The organism is Citrobacter sp. Cu231, assembly GCF_030332265.1.
In the GTDB taxonomy this organism is placed as follows: Bacteria; Pseudomonadota; Gammaproteobacteria; order Enterobacterales; family Enterobacteriaceae; genus Citrobacter; species Citrobacter meridianamericanus.
The window spans coordinates 197,573-214,813 of the sequence record NZ_JAOWIE010000032.1 but is presented as its reverse complement, the minus strand read 5'-3'; the positions used below and the strand labels follow the sequence as shown (position 1 = coordinate 214,813).

The window sequence follows — 17,241 nt, the reverse complement described above, 5'->3', positions numbered from 1 at the left end:
TCACAATCCTTTTAATCAGAGGCTTTCAATCAGCAATTTGCCTTTGCGATACATCATGTTACGCAGGAACACCACCATCAATGCCGTAATCACCGCGCCTAACAGGATCCCCGCCATATAGACGCCGAGGTTAGTCACCAGCGGCCATGCCCAGATAGCCGATTCCGGGAACCACTGCACCGCCCCCAGCCAGACGGCAGTCGTCGATCCGACAATAGCACCCACCATATAGGAAGGAATTGCCGTGATGGGGCTTTCCAACGCAAACGGGATCGCCCCTTCGCTGATACCCATAAACGCGAGGAACATCGCCGTTTTTCCCTGCGGGTAGAGCTGTGCGCTGAACAAACGTTTACCGGTTAAGCGACGGTCAATAAGCGTGGCCAGCCCGAGACCAATTGGAGGGATCACAATCGCAATAGAACGCGCGGTTACCGGCAGAACGTGATCGGTGGTAAAGCTAAAAGCGACGAATCCTGCAGCCTTATTGATAGGACCGCCGAGGTCAATCGCCGTTGCTGCGGAAATCCCCATTGCATACATCAGCGTGCCTCTCTCTCCGGCCGCCGTCAGCAGAGTACGAATTCCGCCGTTGATCCAGCCGCCAAACGGCGTTATCACGTAATACATCGCCAGCATGACGAAAATGGCGGAAAGAATGGGCAGTAAAAAGGTGGTTTTGAACGCCAGCAGGAAATCAGGCAACTGGATTTTTTGGTTCATCCACTTCACCAGATACCCGGCAACAATCGAGATAATCAGCGCGCCAATAAAAGTTGACGGAACAGGAGCACTGGTTGCCCATTGCAGCGTCGCTGGGTCAAAATTCAGTACTTGCGTGGGCTGGGTGGACATCAGACCACCGATGAACCCCGCGGGAAATGCCAGCTTGCCACCGATTGAGTTGGCGACGAACGCGGCAAACATCGGGATAGCAAAGCCAAACAGCACGCCGCCAAAAGATTGCGACAACCAGGCAAATTTCAGTAATGCGAGATTGAAACCGGTGAATTTTCCGCTGTTCAACGCATCCATGATGCCAGTGTCAGCAGGTATATCGAGCCAGCTATAGGCGATCAGCTGTGAGAAGGCGAGAATGACCCCGCCCATAATTAACGTCGGCACCATGCGTGAAATACCCGACATCACATGTTGCGGAAGTTCGCCCCAGAAGCTATTGCGGGAGGCCGGTGGATTTTTTATTGCCGCTGCGGCACCAGATGCGCCAGGCACAACGGTTGCACTGCGTTTTTTAATGGCCATACGTGATTCCCTGTCGATAATTATTGTTGTTCAGCGGCAACCATCTCTTCGATCTCTTTAATGATGCCGGCTGCATTTTTTATCGCGTCCTGTAACGTAATTTCATAGACGTCACGCGACTCAAAACGCTCGTTGTCTTCAGGGGTGACGGCGACGGAGTGAATGATTAACGTCGCCTCTGCGATATCCTGCGCCGTCAAACGGTTTTGAATTCCATCCGCGCCCTGGGTTTCAATTTTTACTTCATAACCCGCTTCAACCGCCGCTTCTTCCAGCGCCTGAGCCGCCATAAAGGTATGGGCCAGACCCATCGGGCATGCACAAACAGCAATCAGTTTTTTGCTCATATTCATTTCCTCGTAATAGTTAACGAGTGAAATTATGGTCCGGGAAAAGGAACGATCGTTACCAGAGAAATAATGCTTTTACTGGACAAATAATCCCGCAATCAGGAAGTGTGACGAAGGTCGGAAAGGCGGGCGGCAGGCATAAAAAAGCCGCGTAAATAACGCGGCTTTGCAGGTTTTTTGCGAAGCAATTATAAAATATGTCCCAGTGCCTGGCGCAGATGTGCGCCGGAACCCAGCAGGCCCGGGTTATCATGCACAATCAGATATACTGGGATGTCCTGGACGTAGGCTTTAAAACGGCCTTTATCTTCAAAACCACCGCGGAAGCCTGAAGCCTTAAAGAAGTCGAGGAAGCGCGGGACGATACCGCCAGCGATGTATACGCCGCCAAATGTCCCCAGCGTTAACGCCAAATCGCCGCCAAAACGCCCCATGATGACGCAAAACAGTGACAGCGCCCGACGACAGTCGATACAGGAGTCAGCCAGCGCACGTTCAGTGATATCCTTCGGCTGTAGATTTTCCGGCAGCCGCCCGTCAGACTTAACGATAGCGCGATACAGATTCACCAAACCCGGTCCGGACAACACGCGTTCCGCGGAAACATGACCAATTTCGGCGCGCAGAACTTCAAGGATAATCCCTTCTTCTTCGCTGTTAGGCGCAAAATCTACATGACCGCCTTCGCCGGGCAGGCTCACCCAACGTTTATCCACGTGCACCAGATGCGCCACGCCGAGTCCGGTTCCGGCACCATAGACCGCAATCGGTTTACCTTCGACAGGTTCCGCGCCGCCAAATTGGATCAAATGCTCTTTTTTCAGCATCGGAATCGCCATCGATACAGCGGTGAAATCATTGATAATTTCCAGATGGCTGAAGCCCAGATTTTTTTTCATCTCAGCAATAGAGAATGCCCAGGTATGATTGGTCATTGCCACCCAGTCGCCGGTGATCGGACAGGCAATGGCAATGCAGCCATCTTCAACGCTGACGCTATGCTCATCCAGGTACACGCGCACCACGGCCTCAAGGCTTGGGTAATCCAGCCCGGAATAGGTTTTTGCCTGCGAAATCTCGCCGCTGGCAATATCGCACAGAGCAAGACGCGCGTTGGTGCCACCAACGTCACCTACTAAAGCATATTTTGTCATTCTTCTACTGCTCCGCTAAAGTCAAAATAAATCTTTGCCACACTGTAAATTCATGGGGGCATAACAACAACGGTCTAAAAGCTGATGCCCGTGGAAAATCGATCCAGATCACACAATTACTTTATCGTTTCAGCACCATTTGCAGCGATGCCGTCAGGCTGGCTGTGCAAACTATGTCTATGACTCTGTTTTAAGGAATAGAAAATGCTCCATCCGCGAGCCAGAACGATGCTGTTACTATCAACTCCGGCGCTCATCATTGGCATAGCGTCCAGCCTGGTGTTGATCGTTGTGATGAAAGTGGCTTCTGTTTTACAGCTTTTTTTATGGGAGCGTTTGCCCGCTGGAATCGGAATCGCCCATGACTCTCCGCTGTGGATTATCGGAATGCTCACGCTGATCGGATTGATGGTTGGCGTTGTCATCCGCTACAGCCACGGCCATGCAGGTCCGGATCCGGCTTGTGAACCATTAATTGGTATGCCGGCCCCAACGTCAGCAATACCGGGTCTGCTGGCCGCGCTCATCCTTGGCCTCGCGGGTGGCGTCAGTCTGGGACCGGAACACCCCATCATGACGGTGAATATCGCACTGGCAGTGGCGCTCGGCAGCCGCATGTTTCCCCGCATTGCGAAACTGGACTGGACCATTCTCGCCTCTGCCGGCACCATCGGGGCGCTATTTGGCACCCCCGTTGCCGCCGCGCTGGTGTTTTCACAAACGCTGAATAGCTCGAACGATGTTCCCTTGTGGGATCGCCTGTTTGCGCCGTTAATGGCCGCGGCGGCGGGCTCGCTGACCACCAGCCTGTTTTTTCACCCTCATTTTTCACTGCCCATCGCGCACTACACGCAGATGCACTTGATCGACATTCTCAGCGGTGCGGTCGTGGCCGCCATCGCTATTGCTGCCGGAATGGTAGCCGTCTGGTGTCTGCCGCGTTTGCATCATGTAATGCATCGATTAAAGCACCCGGTGCTGATCCTTGGGGTTGGCGGCTTTATCCTCGGTATTTTGGGCGTTATCGGTGGGCCACTTACCTTATTTAAGGGGCTGGATGAAATGCAGCAAATGGCTTTTAGTCAGACGCTGGGCACATCGGATTATTTCATGCTCGCCATCATTAAGCTGGCGGCGTTGGTGGTGGCTGCAGCGAGTGGTTTTCGCGGCGGGCGAATTTTCCCGGCAGTGTTCGTTGGCGTCGCGCTGGGGCTGATGCTGCACGCCCACGTTGAAGCGGTACCGGCGGCTATCACGGTTTCCTGCGCGATTCTCGGGCTCGTGCTGGTCGTCACCCGTGACGCCTGGCTCAGCCTGTTTATGGCAGCAGTGGTCGTGCCAGACACGACCCTGCTACCGCTGCTGTGCATTGTCATGCTGCCCGCCTGGCTGCTGCTGGCGGGCAAGCCGATGATGATAGCCAGCCGTCCTGATCAATAGCTATCCCCCGTTACGCGTTTCCAGCGCACGGGTCACCGTGCGCAATAACTCAGGAAGATCGGCTTTCGGAAGCACCACCTCAATTAACGACAATCGTTGCGGGCGCCACAACCGGGCCAGCACTTCTTCCAGTTGTACAGCCTGCGTCACTCGCCAGCATTCCGCCTGACATTCACGACTAAACGCCTGCGGCACCTGCGTCCAGCTCCAGGCGGCGATATCGTTATAACGCTGAGTTGCCCCATGTATGGCCCGCTCCACGGTGTAACCATCATTATTAAGCAGCAAAATAACGGGAGACTGCCCATCTCTTAGCATAGAACCCAGTTCCTGAATGGTGAGCTGCGCCGCGCCGTCGCCAATAATCAGGACCACTCGGCGCTCCGGACAGGCGGTTTGCGCGCCGAATGCAGCCGGGAGCGCATAGCCGATCGATCCCCACAAAGGCTGAACGAGCACCTCCGCGCCGCCGGGTAGCGAGAGCGCAGCCGCGCCAAAGGCTGCGGTTCCCTGGTCAACAATGATAATGTCATTAGGCGCCAGATACTGCTGCACCGTATGCCAGAAGTTTTCCTGCGTCAGAGGTCCCTTCTCAACCAGAGTGCGCGTAACTGGCGGACGTTCTGGCGGCAGTGAAAACGACATTTCCAGACACAGCTCCCGCAATGTGGTGACCGCCTGCTCCATCGGGATGTTAAACCAGCTGGTTCCAATCCGTGAGGCATGAGGCTGAACCTCAATGGTGCGCTCCTGCGGTAGCTGTTGCGTAAACCCGGCGGTCAGGGTGTCGACAAATTGTGTGCCGACACAAAATATCGTGTCGGCATCCTCGATAGCCAGACGAACATAATCGCTACTGGCACCAGCACTGTACGTGCCAACAAACGCCGGATGACGTTCATCGAACAGCCCTTTGCCCATCAACAGCGTGGCATGGGCCATCGGCGTCTCCGCCATCCAGCGTTGTAAAACCGGCTGCAGCCCAAAACGTAGCGCGAGAAAGTCCGCGAGCAGCGCGACACGCGGGCTGTCCAGCAATCGTTCACGGGCATGGTAGCGAAACGCCTCTGCCACGCTGCTTTCCGGTTCGCTCAAAGGAACAGTCAGAATGTCATCCGGCGGCGTCGCGGGCTGTTTTGCCACATCAGCAGGTAACATCAGATAGCCCGGTCTGCGTTCGATAAGCATTGTTCGCAGCACGCGGTCAATTTCATAGCAGGCGTTTTGTTCATCCAGTACCGCGCTCGCCGTCGTCACCGCCTGTTGCATACGATAAAAATGTTGAAAGTCACCATCACCCAGCGTGTGATGCATCAGCTCCCCGCGGCGCTNGCGCCGCGACAGGGTGCCCCAACAATATGCAAAACAGGAACATATTCCGCATAACTTCCTGCGATACCGTTAATCGCACTTAACTCGCCCACGCCAAACGTGGTGAGCAGCGCCCCCACCCCAGACACCCGCGCATAGCCATCCGCAGCATAAGCCGCATTCAACTCATTCGCACACCCGACCCAACGTACGCTGGGATGTTCAATCACATGGTCAAGAAACTGCAAATTATAATCGCCAGGCACACCAAAGAGATGGCCGACGCCACAGCCTGCCAGTCTGTCCAGCAGGTAATCAGCAACGGAATACGGGGTTTGCATGACAGCTATCCTTCTGACGGTAACCTCATGTTGAGTATCGAAGAACTGGGTTAGCTGTCCAGGAAAGTCGCGGTGAAGGGGGTGGAAAGCAGGATGTACAGTTTTCACCCAAAATTTCATTGCGACACGCCTGGTGTAAACGTATACATTGATTCTCTTATGTTATCCGACAGGAGGCTACATGGCTTATCAGGCTGATGAAAATCGTTACCAGACAATGGAGTACCGCCGTTGCGGGCACAGCGGCCTTAAACTGCCGATTGTCTCGCTGGGTTTGTGGCACAATTTTGGTGATACCACGCAGGTCGAGAATAGCCGGGCGTTGTTACAGCGCGCATTCGACCTTGGGATCAGCCATTTTGATCTGGCAAATAACTATGGTCCGCCGCCGGGTTCAGCGGAACGAAATTTTGGCCGCATCCTGCAGGAAGATTTTTTACCATGGCGAGATGAGCTAATCATCTCCACCAAAGCGGGCTACACCATGTGGGAAGGGCCTTACGGGGACTGGGGTTCACGCAAATACCTGATAGCCAGCCTCGACCAAAGCCTGAAGCGACTGGGACTGGAATATGTCGATATCTTTTACCACCATCGCCCCGACCCTGAAACGCCGCTCCGGGAAACCATGCGTGCGCTGGATCATATCGTTCGTCAGGGTAAAGCGTTGTACGTCGGGTTGTCTAATTACCCGGCAGACCTTGCCAGGCAGGCGATTGAAATACTCGACGATTTAGGTACGCCATGTCTTATCCATCAGCCCAAATACTCCATGTTTGAACGTTGGGTCGAAGATGGCCTGCTGTCGCTGTTGCAGGAAAAAGGCGTCGGCAGTATCGCCTTTTCACCGCTGGCAGGCGGGCAGTTAACCGACCGCTACCTGAACGGTATTCCTGCTGATTCTCGTGCGGCAAGCGGCAGTCGTTTCCTGAACCCGGATCAGATTACGCCAGAGAAACTGGAGAAGGTGCGGGCGCTGAATGTGATTGCAGAGCGACGCGGACAAAAGCTTTCTCAGATGGCGCTCGCGTGGGTGCTACGGGATGACAACGTCACATCTGTGCTGATTGGTGCCAGTAAACCGGCGCAAATTGAAGATGCTGTCGGTATGCTGGCCAATCGTCACTTTACGCCCGAAGAGTGCACGGAGATTGATGCCATCCTGAGTTGATTGAAATAAAGACACATTTATTAACAAAAAGTGCTCTCACTTACGATTTAGGAGTTAAGCCGATGAAACGGGGCTTTACTGCCCCGTAATATTGTATTAACAGGCCGGCTACGGCTCGATCGTGAAGGAGAGAAAACATGTTCAGGTCACTGATTCTGGCGGCAGTCTTATTGGCTTTTACACCGCTGGCCGCGAACGCTGGCGAAATCACCCTGCTGCCATCGATCAAATTACAAATTGGCGATCGCGATAATTATGGTAACTACTGGGATGGCGGACGCTGGCGCGACCGGGATTACTGGCACCATAACTATGAGTGGCGCAAAAATCGCTGGTGGCGTCATGACAATGGCTATCATCGCGGTTGGGATAAACGCAAAGCTTATGAGCGCGGCTATCGTGAAGGCTGGAACGATCGCGATGACCATCGTGGGCGTGGACGCGGTCACGGGCACCGACATTAATGTAACAAAAGGGCCTGCAAGCCCTTTTGTTTTTACAAACCGAGCGCGGTTCCCACCAGCAGCCAGATATTGAGTGCCACCACCAGTACCACAATCACCCAGCCCAGCTGTTTCACCCACCGGCGGTTAACTAAATCGCCCATCAGTTGACTGTCGCTGGTAAAGATCAACAGTGGCACCAGCGCCAGCGCAATACCGAAACTGAGCAATACCTGGCTCATTACCAGAATACGCGTCGGATCCAATCCCATCAGAATCACAATAAATGATGGCATCATGGTAACAGTCCGGCGAACCCATAACGGAATGTGAAAGCGGATAAACCCTTGCATCACCACCTGCCCCGCCAGCGTACCGACCACAGTGGAAGAGAGCCCTGCGGCCACCAGACTTAAACCGAACACCGTCGCCGCAGCGTGACTTAACAGCGGTTCAAGGGTCAGATACGCCTGATCCAGGTCGGCAATACCGGTATGTCCACTAAAGTGAAACGCGGCTGCAGCCGTCGCCATCATCGCCAGGTTGACAAATCCAGCAATCGTCATGGCGATGGCCACATCCCATTTTGTGGCTGCATAGCGCTGTTGTCGCGTTCCACCGTGCAGATGCTGGGTTAAGGAAGAGTGCAGATAAATAACGTGCGGCATAATTGTCGCGCCCAGCACGCCAGCGGCGAGGAATACCGCCTCAGAATTAGGCAGACTGGGAATAATCATCCCTTTACTAAGCTGCGCAAAGTTCGGTTGGGAAAAAACCAGCTCCACAATATAAGCAGCAGCCACAAACAGCAGCAGGCCGCCAATCACTTTTTCCAGCGGCTTCTGTCCGCGACGCTGCAGCATCAGAATTAAGAACGTCGCGATACCGGTGAGCACGGCCCCTTGCAATAACGAAACGCCGAGGATCAGCTTGAAGCCAATTGCCGCGCCAATAAATTCAGCAAGGTCTGTCGCCATGGCGATAATTTCAGCCTGCACCCAGTAGAACCACACCACCGGGCGGGGATAGTGATCGCGAATTTGCTCCGCCAGGTTTTTACCCGTGGCAATACCCAGTTTTGCCGACAGCACCTGAATCAGCATCGCCATCAGGTTTGCCCATACCACTACCCACAGCAGTTTATAACCAAAGCTGGCCCCAGCCTGGATATTGGTAGCAAAGTTACCTGGATCGATATAGCCGATCGCCGCGATGAACGCAGGTCCCATTAATGCGAGCTTCAACTTGCGCGTAGCCCGTCCACTGCTACTCTCAACGCGATCGTTAGTCATTTTTAATGCCTCAGAAACATAGCCTTTGCTATATTTCAAGCTACGCCTATTGAGAATGATTATCAAATTCATTTTAATGGGTGAAGTTGATTTCTCTGATAGTGTTGGTCTATGGATCGATAAGGATTCTGGAAAAAACGGCAAGATGTTTAATTATTGTTATAGATTAGCACAATGACATAACTTTTCACTTAGATACCAAGCATAACGGAAGTGTATCACCGATCACTAATTTTGAATCTCGTCACAGGTCCTTACTATAGTGTGTGTTTGATCTCGTTTTCTTTATGGTTGTTACATAGAATGTGCACGAAAACTAAACCTGCCTCATATTTGGAGCAAATATGGACCGCGTCCTTCATTTTGTATTGGCATTGGCCGTTGTTGCGATCCTTGCGCTGCTGGTAAGCAGTGACCGTAAAAAGATTCGCATTCGTTATGTTATTCAACTGCTTGTTATTGAAGTGTTACTGGCGTGGTTCTTCCTGAACTCCAACGTCGGCCTGGGCTTCGTAAAAGGCTTCTCCGAAATGTTCGAAAAACTGCTCGGTTTTGCCAACGAGGGGACGAACTTCGTCTTCGGTAGCATGAATGATCAAGGCCTGGCATTCTTCTTCCTGAAAGTACTGTGCCCTATCGTCTTTATCTCCGCCCTGATCGGTATCCTTCAGCATATCCGTGTGCTGCCGGTTATCATCCGCGCAATTGGTTACCTGCTTTCCAAAGTGAACGGTATGGGCAAGCTGGAATCCTTCAACGCCGTCAGCTCTCTGATCCTGGGTCAGTCTGAGAACTTTATCGCCTATAAAGATATTCTCGGCAAAATGTCTCGCAACCGTATGTACACCATGGCTGCAACGGCGATGTCTACCGTTTCCATGTCTATCGTCGGCGCGTACATGACCATGCTGGAGCCGAAGTACGTTGTTGCGGCGCTGGTACTGAACATGTTCAGCACCTTTATCGTGTTGTCGCTGATCAACCCTTACCGTGTTGATGCCAGCGAAGAAAACATCCAGATGTCTAACCTGCACGAAGGTCAGAGCTTCTTCGAAATGCTGGGTGAATACATTCTGGCGGGTTTCAAAGTGGCAATTATCGTTGCGGCGATGCTGATTGGTTTCATCGCGCTGATCGCTGCCCTGAACGCCCTGTTTGCCACCGTAACCGGCTGGTTTGGCTACAGCATCTCCTTCCAGGGCATCCTGGGTTACATCTTCTATCCGGTTGCATGGGTAATGGGTGTGCCGTCCAGCGAAGCGCTGCAGGTAGGTAGTATCATGGCGACAAAACTGGTTTCTAACGAATTCGTTGCAATGATGGATCTGCAGAAAATCGCCGCTACGCTCTCTCCACGCGCTGAAGGCATCATCTCTGTGTTCCTGGTTTCCTTCGCTAACTTCTCTTCTATCGGTATTATCGCCGGTGCGATTAAAGGTCTGAACGAAGAGCAAGGTAACGTGGTTTCCCGCTTTGGTCTGAAGCTGGTATACGGTTCTACGCTGGTGAGCGTACTGTCTGCATCTATCGCAGCACTGGTGCTGTAAGCGTAAGACAACGTCGTAGTGATAAGGCCGGGGAATTTCCCCGGCTTTTTTATGCCTGCTATTCAGCAAACCGGAGATACCAGGTAAAAACCGACAGGATACAGAAACAAAAAACCCCCGCTTTTCAGCGAGGGTTTAAATTTTGGTGGAGCTAAGCGGGATCGAACCGCTGACCTCTTGCATGCCATGCAAGCGCTCTCCCAGCTGAGCTATAGCCCCACGATGCTTTTACGTATATGCCAAATTTATTGGGATAAAATTTGGTGGAGCTAAGCGGGATCGAACCGCTGACCTCTTGCATGCCATGCAAGCGCTCTCCCAGCTGAGCTATAGCCCCATTACGTAAAGCTTGTCGAGTTGACGGGCGGCATCATATGAATTCCCTTCGCGTGTGTCAACGGCAAAATTAACTCATAGAATTCAATCGCTGAAAAAGCAGTCAAATGAAGAACATTGCGTAACAACTCGCATTCAGTAGTTAAACGCGTCACGGTTTCTACTAAAATGGTGCTATAAAATGAGCCACTAATTAACCCCACGACTATTCAGGGAATCGTTATGTTCAAGGAACGGATGACGCCAGAAGAGCTAGCTAATCTGACCGGATACAGCCGACAAACCATCAATAAATGGGTGCGCAAGGAAGGCTGGGCTACATCACCTAAACCTGGCGTTCAGGGCGGTAAAGCCCGACTGGTTCACGTCACCGAACAAGTTCGCGAATACATTCGCAGCGCTGAGCGTTCAGCCGAAGGCTTATCAGACAATTTATCGTTATCCGGTGATACCTCTATTGAGGCGCTACTGATTAGGCTCGCCAAAGAAATGACGCCGTCAGAACAGAAAATGTTTACGTCACTGATCCTGCGTGAAGGCATTACGGGTTTACTACAACGCTTAGGGATCCGCGAAAACAAATAATATGAAAAATTTACGCAGCAAAATGACGACCGAAGAACTGGCTGAATGTCTCGGGGTTGCCAAACAAACCGTCAATCGCTGGATCAGAGAACAAAACTGGACCACCGAAAAGTTTCCCGGCGTTAAAGGTGGTCGTGCAAGACTGATTCATATCGACTCCAACGTCCGCACGTTTCTGCTCAATATTCCGGCTTTTCGCAAAGTACCTGACGTTTATCAGGCTGAAGAACCGCTGGCAGAATACACTCACGTTATGCGTAGTCACGCCTGTCGGCAGATAATCAGCGCACTGGACAACATGTCGCCAACGGAACAAGAAAAGTTATGGCAGTTTATCTCACGTGAGGGTATTCGCAATTTTCTTGCCAGATTAGGGATTGATGAGTCTGAATAACAGGCAAAAAAAACGGCAGGATGCGCTCCTGCCGTTGTGTTTCATCGTTCAGTCGGTCTTACTGCTGGCTTTCACGCTCAGCAATAAACGCCAGCGCTTTATTAATGCGCTCAATACTGCGGGATTTACCAATCGCATGCACCGTGACGTCTAACGCCGGGGACTGACCCGCACCGGTAACGGCTACGCGCAGCGGCATCCCGACTTTACCCATCCCCACTTCCAGCTCATCAGAGGTTGCCTGAATCGCGTGGTGCACGTTTTCTGCCGTCCAATCGCTAATCGCAGCCAGCTTGTCGCGAACCACTTCCAGCGGCTGACGCGCTACAGGACGCAGGTGCTTCTTCGCAGCATCAGCATCAAACTCAGCAAAGTCTTCGTAGAAATAGCGGCAACTCTGTGCCATCTCTTTCAGCGTTTTGCAGCGCTCACCGAGCAGTTTAACCAGCTCTGACAGCTGCGGCCCCACGCGAGTATCAATATTTTCCTGCTCAATGTGCCATTGTAGATGTGTCGCCACATATTCTGGCGCCAGCGCATTAATATAGTGATGGTTCAACCACTGCAGTTTTTCGGTATTGAACGCGCTCGCAGATTTGCTCACCGCCCCCAGGGAGAACAGTTTGATCATCTCTTCACGGGTGAAGATTTCCTGATCGCCGCTGGACCAGCCCAGACGCACCAGATAGTTCAGCAGCGCTTCCGGCAGATAACCGTCGTCGCGATACTGCATGACGCTGACTGCACCGTGACGTTTGGATAGTTTTTTACCGTCGTCGCCGTTAATCATCGACACGTGTGCGTAAACCGGCACCGGTGCGTTCAGCGCTTTCAGGATGTTAATCTGACGCGGGGTGTTGTTGATATGGTCTTCACCACGAATAACGTGGGTGATTTCCATATCCCAGTCGTCAACCACCACGCAGAAGTTGTAGGTCGGGGAACCGTCGGTACGGCGGATGATCAGATCGTCCAGCTCCTGGTTGCTGAATTCGATCGGCCCACGGATCTGGTCGTCAAAAATAACGGAACCATCCTGCGGGTTGGCAAAACGCACCACGCAAGGCTCATCCGCGTCGTGATGTTCATGCCCATGACGGCAGCGGCCGTCGTAACGCGGTTTCTCGCCATTCGCCATCTGCTCTTCACGCAGCGCGTCCAGGCGTTCTTTGGAGCAGTAGCATTTATACGCGGTACCCGCTTCCAGCATCTCATCAATAACCGCGTTGTAACGATCAAAACGTTTGGTCTGGAAGTATGGGCCTTCATCCCATTCCAGATTCAGCCAGTTCATGCCATCCATAATGGCTTCAATAGCTTCCGGAGTGGAGCGTTCGAGATCGGTGTCTTCAATACGCAGCACAAACTCACCGCCATGGTTGCGTGCAAAAAGCCAGGAATAAAGAGCAGTACGCGCACCGCCGACGTGCAGGTAGCCTGTCGGGCTTGGCGCGAAGCGAGTTTTGATTTTCATGAAATGGCCTTACGTTTATAAAGATGCCGACAACCGGCAAATCCAGGGAAGATTATCAGGCTCGTATTCTATCACCGTGGTCTGATTCCTCAATGGTGTTCAGGTTGGAACATCACGCTTTGCCATTTTCGTATACAAATCATGCGACATGGATTGTTTTGCGATCGTTTTGTTTAAATTTACGACGAACGAACAATTTCTTTAGAAAATGCGTTGACTCATTTTCAACTCTCCCTATAATGCGACTCCACACAGCGGGGGTGATTAGCTCAGCTGGGAGAGCACCTCCCTTACAAGGAGGGGGTCGGCGGTTCGAACCCGTCATCACCCACCAACTACTTTATGTAGTCTCCGCCGTGTAGAGTAAGAAATTGAGAAGTGGGTGATTAGCTCAGCTGGGAGAGCACCTCCCTTACAAGGAGGGGGTCGGCGGTTCGATCCCGTCATCACCCACCACTTTCTCGCCAGCTGGATTTCTTACGATAAAATTGAAGTACCGAAGTGGGTGATTAGCTCAGCTGGGAGAGCACCTCCCTTACAAGGAGGGGGTCGGCGGTTCGATCCCGTCATCACCCACCACTTCGGGTCGTTAGCTCAGTTGGTAGAGCAGTTGACTTTTAATCAATTGGTCGCAGGTTCGAATCCTGCACGACCCACCAATGTAAAAAGGCGCCCTAAAGGCGCCTTTTTGCTATCTGCGATTTTTAAGATTCGAACCTGCAGCAGGTTCGGTGTTGAGCGCAGCGAAACAACGGAGCCGTTTACGGTGACGGCCCGAAGGGCGAGCAAGCGAGTCATCCTGCACTGCTTACCCGACCAAAGCATCAATCAACTTCGTTAACGCTGGCGTGGCCTGATGCTGTTCATAGACAATATACAAATCAGCCGGAATACGTTCCTCTAATGGCCGGAATACCACGCCAGGCCAGCTCATTTGTGCATAACCATCAGCCATTAACGTAATCCCGACTCCCATACTGATCATTGCCAGCACTGTCTGGGGCTCAACAACCTCACGAATAATCATTGGCGAGAAGCCCGCCTGCTGACATACACGTTGCAAAAATCCCCAATCGGAATGTACGGACGGCAGCGTGACAAAATATTCGTTGCGCAGCGCCGCCAGAGGAACAGAATCCCTGGAGGCCAGAATGTGATCTTCCGGTACTGCAACCATGAATGAAGATTCATGCAGACGTAAGCTGGTAAAACCAACCGTTGGTTCAATTGCCATACGCCATATCCCTGCATCGAGCTCCCGACGCTCTAATAACGCCATTTGCATACCTGGCGATTTTTCGCGAAACAGTACTTCAACATTGGGATTTGCTTTCAAAAAATAGTGCATTGCGGGACGCATTCTTCCCCACAGTGCCGTACCAACCACACCCAATTCAATACGCCCCGCTTCGCCGCGACCAATCTGCTCCACTCTCGCCATAGCCTGATTTACATTGGCTAACAAACGACGCGACTCCTCCATCAGAATTTTCCCGGCATGAGTTAACGCAACGCTGCGAGAATGGCGAATAAATAACAAGGTACCAAGTTGCTGTTCAAGTTCTTTGATATGAATACTCAGAGGGGGTTGTGACATATTTAACCGGGCAGCAGCCCGGCCAAAATGCAACTCTTCTGCAACAGCGAGAAAATAACGCAATAACTTCAGATCGATTCGGTGAGCTCGTTCCATCACTGTTACACTCCAGGAATAAGGGATAACGTCTGGAATCTACCACATTGCTTAGTAAAAAATAGATTTAACGACAAGATACCCAATATACATAAACACAATAGATAAAACCCCGGGTAAAACATTTGGTGCAGGAATAGGTATTCGGCATAAAGTAAATAATGCCCCAATGCCAAACCCAATGCCTGAGGATAGAATGATTTCTTTCACGTGAAATCCTTGTTTGTGAAATGAGCTGGCGAGCATCCCCTCGCCAGTTAAATAATTTTAATGAGCCAATGATTTAGTCGACAATTTTTCTGGATGATGTTGATATTTAAAGAACAACGCAAAAACAATTGCCAGTGCCAAAGCATAAGCAGCAAACACCAACCAGATAGTTTGCCAATCCTTGACGCCATCGACAGAAAAATAGTCCACCGCCATCCCGCTCAGGATTGAACCCACCCACGCGCCAATGCCATTTACCATCGTCATAAACAGCCCCTGGGCGCTGGCGCGAATCCTTGAATCAACTTCCTGCTCGACAAATACCGAGCCGGAGATGTTGAAGAAATCAAACGCACAACCGTAAACGATCATCGACATTAGCAGCAGCACAAAGCCAAACGGAGACGGATCGCCAAAGGCAAAGAAGCCAAAGCGCAGCGTCCACGCCAGCATACTCATCAGCATCACTGTTTTAATGCCAAAGCGTTTCAGGAAGAATGGAATAGTGAGGATAAAACCCACTTCCGCCATCTGCGAAACTGACAGCAAAATGGAGGGATATTTCACCACAAAGCTGTTGGCAAACTCAGGGTTACGGGCAAAATCATGCAGGAACGGATTGCCAAAGACGTTGGTGATTTGCAGCACCGCCCCCAGCATCATGGCAAACAAAAAGAAAATTGCCATGCGCGGATTTTTAAACAGCACAAACGCATCCAGCCCCAGTTTACTGGCAAGCGTGGCGGACGCTTTTTTCTCCGCAACCGGTATTTTTGGCAACGTCAGCGCATACAGAGCCAGCAGCAGCGATGCGCCTGAAGCGATATACAGCTGCGCGCTGCTCAGCTCCAGTCCCATTAAGCTGACCGTCCACATCGCAACAATAAAACCTATCGTGCCAAACACACGAATTGGCGGGAACGCAGTGACCGGATCCTGACCCGATTGTGCAAGGCATGAATATGAGACGCTGTTCGATAGCGCAATTGTCGGCATATACGCCATCGCATTAACCAACATTACCCAGAACATGGTCTGTGGATCGGTAACGGTTGTGGCGTACAGCAACACGCCAGCACACACCAGGTGGCACAGCATATAAGCGCGCTCGGCACGCAGCCACTTATCGGCGATGATCCCCATAATTCCCGGCATAATAATCGCGGCAAGCCCTTTCGAGCTGTAGACCATACCCACATTCGCGCCGGTAAAATCCAGGGTGTTAATCATGTAAGAACCCAGGGTAACCAGCCAGCTACCCCAGATAAAATATTGCAAAAACGACATGATTTTTAAGCGGGACGTAATACCCATTTTTTATTCCTTGCCGTGAGGTAAGGCTCCCAAAAGGAGCCTTTGTTATTGTGTGTTTAGGCTAATTTGCGTAAAAAACCGCAAATCAGATTAATAAAGTTCTGACGGGACAGCTCAGCCGCAGCCAGCGTCTGAGCATGGGACAGTTTTACATCTCCTAACCCTTCCGCCAGATTGGTGATCGCAGAGACGGCAACGACCTTGAGACCACAATGACGTGCGGTAATAACTTCCGGCACCACTGACATTCCGACCACATCGCCGCCAATAATCTGCATCATGCGTATTTCTGCCGCAGTTTCGAAGTTCGGACCCGGATAAGAAACAAATACGCCTTCGGTGAGGGGGAATCCCTCCTCTGCCGCAACGACCTGAAGAATGGCGCGGTAATCTGCATCGTAAGCATTTGCCAGCGAGAAAAAGCGATCGCCAAAACGCTCATCATTCGCTCCAACCATCGGCGTACCCGGCATAGTGTTAATGTGATCGCACAACGCCACCAGACTTCCTGGGCCAACTTCAGGACGCAGTGATCCTGCCGCATTTGTACAGAACAATACTTCACAACCCAGCAATTTCAGGGTGCGAATGGCGTCAGTCATAACCGTCATACCCCGGCCTTCATAAAAATGCCCACGCCCTTTCATACAAGCAACAGGAACACCCGCCAGATGACCGAGTACCAGTTCTCCAGCATGACCGTGAACGGTACTCACAGGAAAACCGGGAAGTTTTTCATAGGAGATGGCGACCGCATTCTCAATTTGCTCCGCCAGCGCACCCAGGCCAGAACCCAAAATAAACGCGATTCGCGGGGTAAATTCCGGTGCATATGCACGAATAATATCAACACAATACTCAGGATTATGAGAAAAAAGAGCGTGAGACATAAGTATCCTTGTTCTATCGGTTTAAATTTGACT

The 17,241-nt window shown here is 51.7% G+C and carries 15 protein-coding genes, 6 tRNA genes and 1 pseudogene; 10 read left to right on the top strand and 12 right to left on the bottom strand.

Going from position 1 to position 17,241, the window contains the following annotated elements; translation table 11 throughout:
• Window positions 1–15 precede the first annotated feature (15 nt).
• The 3 genes from OGY15_RS07535 to glk form a co-directional block, all read right to left on the bottom strand.
• Window positions 16–1,263: a PTS fructose transporter subunit IIC gene (locus OGY15_RS07535; RefSeq protein ID WP_151217572.1), complete on the bottom strand. Its 1,248-nt coding sequence runs from the start codon at window positions 1,261–1,263 to the stop codon at window positions 16–18.
• A gap of 20 nt (window positions 1,264–1,283) precedes the next feature.
• On the bottom strand, window positions 1,284–1,610 hold the full coding sequence (locus OGY15_RS07530) for a PTS fructose transporter subunit IIB (RefSeq protein ID WP_003028254.1): 327 nt from the start codon (window positions 1,608–1,610) through the stop codon (window positions 1,284–1,286).
• 191 nt (window positions 1,611–1,801) lie between these two features.
• Complete coding sequence (gene glk, locus OGY15_RS07525; protein ID WP_151217573.1) at window positions 1,802–2,767, bottom strand: glucokinase; 966 nt, start codon at window positions 2,765–2,767, stop codon at window positions 1,802–1,804.
• A gap of 204 nt (window positions 2,768–2,971) precedes the next feature.
• On the opposite strand from glk, the gene OGY15_RS07520 reads away from it, so the two are divergent.
• On the top strand, window positions 2,972–4,207 hold the full coding sequence (locus OGY15_RS07520; RefSeq protein WP_286538889.1) for an ion channel protein: 1,236 nt from the start codon (window positions 2,972–2,974) through the stop codon (window positions 4,205–4,207).
• On the opposite strand, the pseudogene OGY15_RS07515 reads toward OGY15_RS07520, so the two are convergent.
• Window positions 4,208–5,859 (bottom strand): annotated as a pseudogene (locus OGY15_RS07515) (alpha-keto acid decarboxylase family protein).
• A 181-nt stretch (window positions 5,860–6,040) separates the two neighbouring features.
• On the opposite strand from OGY15_RS07515, the gene mgrA reads away from it, so the two are divergent.
• Together mgrA and ypeC are read left to right on the top strand one after the other, a co-directional pair.
• Window positions 6,041–7,030, top strand: coding sequence for an L-glyceraldehyde 3-phosphate reductase (gene mgrA / locus OGY15_RS07510; protein ID WP_151217575.1), 990 nt, complete (start codon window positions 6,041–6,043; stop codon window positions 7,028–7,030).
• 137 nt (window positions 7,031–7,167) lie between these two features.
• Entirely contained in the window at window positions 7,168–7,494 is a 327-nt protein-coding gene (ypeC, locus tag OGY15_RS07505; RefSeq protein ID WP_137384261.1) for a DUF2502 domain-containing protein YpeC, read from the top strand.
• Window positions 7,495–7,526: 32 nt separating this feature from the next.
• Here ypeC and OGY15_RS07500 read toward each other — a convergent pair whose 3' ends face one another.
• Window positions 7,527–8,837, bottom strand: coding sequence for an Nramp family divalent metal transporter (locus tag OGY15_RS07500; protein WP_255587896.1), 1,311 nt, complete (start codon window positions 8,835–8,837; stop codon window positions 7,527–7,529).
• Between the two features lie 272 nt (window positions 8,838–9,109).
• On the opposite strand from OGY15_RS07500, the gene nupC reads away from it, so the two are divergent.
• Window positions 9,110–10,312: a nucleoside permease NupC gene (nupC, locus tag OGY15_RS07495; protein ID WP_151217579.1), complete on the top strand. Its 1,203-nt coding sequence runs from the start codon at window positions 9,110–9,112 to the stop codon at window positions 10,310–10,312.
• A 143-nt stretch (window positions 10,313–10,455) separates the two neighbouring features.
• On the opposite strand, the gene OGY15_RS07490 is transcribed toward nupC, so the two are convergent.
• Both OGY15_RS07490 and OGY15_RS07485 read right to left on the bottom strand, forming a co-directional pair.
• A tRNA-Ala gene (locus OGY15_RS07490) sits at window positions 10,456–10,531 on the bottom strand.
• 42 nt (window positions 10,532–10,573) lie between these two features.
• Window positions 10,574–10,649: transfer RNA gene (locus OGY15_RS07485), tRNA-Ala, on the bottom strand.
• Window positions 10,650–10,870: 221 nt separating this feature from the next.
• On the opposite strand from OGY15_RS07485, the gene OGY15_RS07480 reads away from it, so the two are divergent.
• Together OGY15_RS07480 and OGY15_RS07475 are read left to right on the top strand one after the other, a co-directional pair.
• Window positions 10,871–11,233, top strand: a complete 363-nt coding sequence (locus OGY15_RS07480; RefSeq protein ID WP_006683575.1) for a YfeC-like transcriptional regulator — start codon at window positions 10,871–10,873, stop codon at window positions 11,231–11,233.
• A gap of 1 nt (window position 11,234) precedes the next feature.
• Complete coding sequence (locus OGY15_RS07475; RefSeq protein ID WP_151217581.1) at window positions 11,235–11,627, top strand: MerR family transcriptional regulator; 393 nt, start codon at window positions 11,235–11,237, stop codon at window positions 11,625–11,627.
• A 58-nt stretch (window positions 11,628–11,685) separates the two neighbouring features.
• Here OGY15_RS07475 and gltX read toward each other — a convergent pair whose 3' ends face one another.
• On the bottom strand, window positions 11,686–13,101 hold the full coding sequence (gltX, locus tag OGY15_RS07470) for a glutamate--tRNA ligase (RefSeq protein ID WP_286538888.1): 1,416 nt from the start codon (window positions 13,099–13,101) through the stop codon (window positions 11,686–11,688).
• A gap of 258 nt (window positions 13,102–13,359) precedes the next feature.
• On the opposite strand from gltX, the gene OGY15_RS07465 reads away from it, so the two are divergent.
• The 4 genes from OGY15_RS07465 to OGY15_RS07450 all read left to right on the top strand — a co-directional run bounded on the left by OGY15_RS07465 (window position 13,360) and on the right by OGY15_RS07450 (window position 13,760).
• Window positions 13,360–13,435 (top strand) — tRNA-Val (locus tag OGY15_RS07465).
• Window positions 13,436–13,481: 46 nt separating this feature from the next.
• Window positions 13,482–13,557, top strand: a tRNA-Val gene (locus OGY15_RS07460).
• A 47-nt stretch (window positions 13,558–13,604) separates the two neighbouring features.
• A tRNA-Val gene (locus tag OGY15_RS07455) sits at window positions 13,605–13,680 on the top strand.
• Window positions 13,681–13,684: 4 nt separating this feature from the next.
• Window positions 13,685–13,760 (top strand) — tRNA-Lys (locus OGY15_RS07450).
• A gap of 149 nt (window positions 13,761–13,909) precedes the next feature.
• Here OGY15_RS07450 and OGY15_RS07445 read toward each other — a convergent pair.
• From OGY15_RS07445 to xapA, 4 genes are read right to left on the bottom strand one after another with little or no spacing between them, the layout of a single operon-like run.
• Complete coding sequence (locus tag OGY15_RS07445) at window positions 13,910–14,794, bottom strand: LysR family transcriptional regulator (protein WP_151224104.1); 885 nt, start codon at window positions 14,792–14,794, stop codon at window positions 13,910–13,912.
• Between the two features lie 51 nt (window positions 14,795–14,845).
• Window positions 14,846–15,004 carry a XapX domain-containing protein gene (locus OGY15_RS07440; protein WP_003847305.1) on the bottom strand — a complete coding sequence of 53 codons (159 nt, stop codon included), beginning with the start codon at window positions 15,002–15,004 and terminating at the stop codon, window positions 14,846–14,848.
• Window positions 15,005–15,061: 57 nt separating this feature from the next.
• Entirely contained in the window at window positions 15,062–16,318 is a 1,257-nt protein-coding gene (locus tag OGY15_RS07435) for a nucleoside permease (protein WP_151217586.1), read from the bottom strand.
• Window positions 16,319–16,374: 56 nt separating this feature from the next.
• The gene (gene xapA, locus OGY15_RS07430; RefSeq protein ID WP_151217587.1) at window positions 16,375–17,208 is read right to left on the bottom strand and encodes a xanthosine phosphorylase; all 834 of its coding nucleotides are present in this window, start codon (window positions 17,206–17,208) and stop codon (window positions 16,375–16,377) included.
• Window positions 17,209–17,241: the final 33 nt, after the last annotated feature.

Excerpts from the sequence above, each read along its gene's own strand:
- OGY15_RS07500 (WP_255587896.1), bottom strand. The coding sequence starts at position 8,837 with ATGAATTTGATAATCATTCTCAATAGGCGTAGCTTGAAATATAGCAAA.
- mgrA (WP_151217575.1), top strand. The coding sequence starts at position 6,041 with ATGGCTTATCAGGCTGATGAAAATCGTTACCAGACAATGGAGTACCGC.
- xapA (WP_151217587.1), bottom strand. The coding sequence starts at position 17,208 with ATGTCTCACGCTCTTTTTTCTCATAATCCTGAGTATTGTGTTGATATT.
- glk (WP_151217573.1), bottom strand. The coding sequence starts at position 2,767 with ATGACAAAATATGCTTTAGTAGGTGACGTTGGTGGCACCAACGCGCGT.
- OGY15_RS07475 (WP_151217581.1), top strand. The coding sequence starts at position 11,235 with ATGAAAAATTTACGCAGCAAAATGACGACCGAAGAACTGGCTGAATGT.
- OGY15_RS07535 (WP_151217572.1), bottom strand. The coding sequence starts at position 1,263 with ATGGCCATTAAAAAACGCAGTGCAACCGTTGTGCCTGGCGCATCTGGT.
- OGY15_RS07435 (WP_151217586.1), bottom strand. The coding sequence starts at position 16,318 with ATGGGTATTACGTCCCGCTTAAAAATCATGTCGTTTTTGCAATATTTT.
- ypeC (WP_137384261.1), top strand. The coding sequence starts at position 7,168 with ATGTTCAGGTCACTGATTCTGGCGGCAGTCTTATTGGCTTTTACACCG.
- gltX (WP_286538888.1), bottom strand. The coding sequence starts at position 13,101 with ATGAAAATCAAAACTCGCTTCGCGCCAAGCCCGACAGGCTACCTGCAC.
- OGY15_RS07480 (WP_006683575.1), top strand. The coding sequence starts at position 10,871 with ATGTTCAAGGAACGGATGACGCCAGAAGAGCTAGCTAATCTGACCGGA.
- OGY15_RS07445 (WP_151224104.1), bottom strand. The coding sequence starts at position 14,794 with ATGGAACGAGCTCACCGAATCGATCTGAAGTTATTGCGTTATTTTCTC.
- OGY15_RS07520 (WP_286538889.1), top strand. The coding sequence starts at position 2,972 with ATGCTCCATCCGCGAGCCAGAACGATGCTGTTACTATCAACTCCGGCG.
- nupC (WP_151217579.1), top strand. The coding sequence starts at position 9,110 with ATGGACCGCGTCCTTCATTTTGTATTGGCATTGGCCGTTGTTGCGATC.
- OGY15_RS07530 (WP_003028254.1), bottom strand. The coding sequence starts at position 1,610 with ATGAGCAAAAAACTGATTGCTGTTTGTGCATGCCCGATGGGTCTGGCC.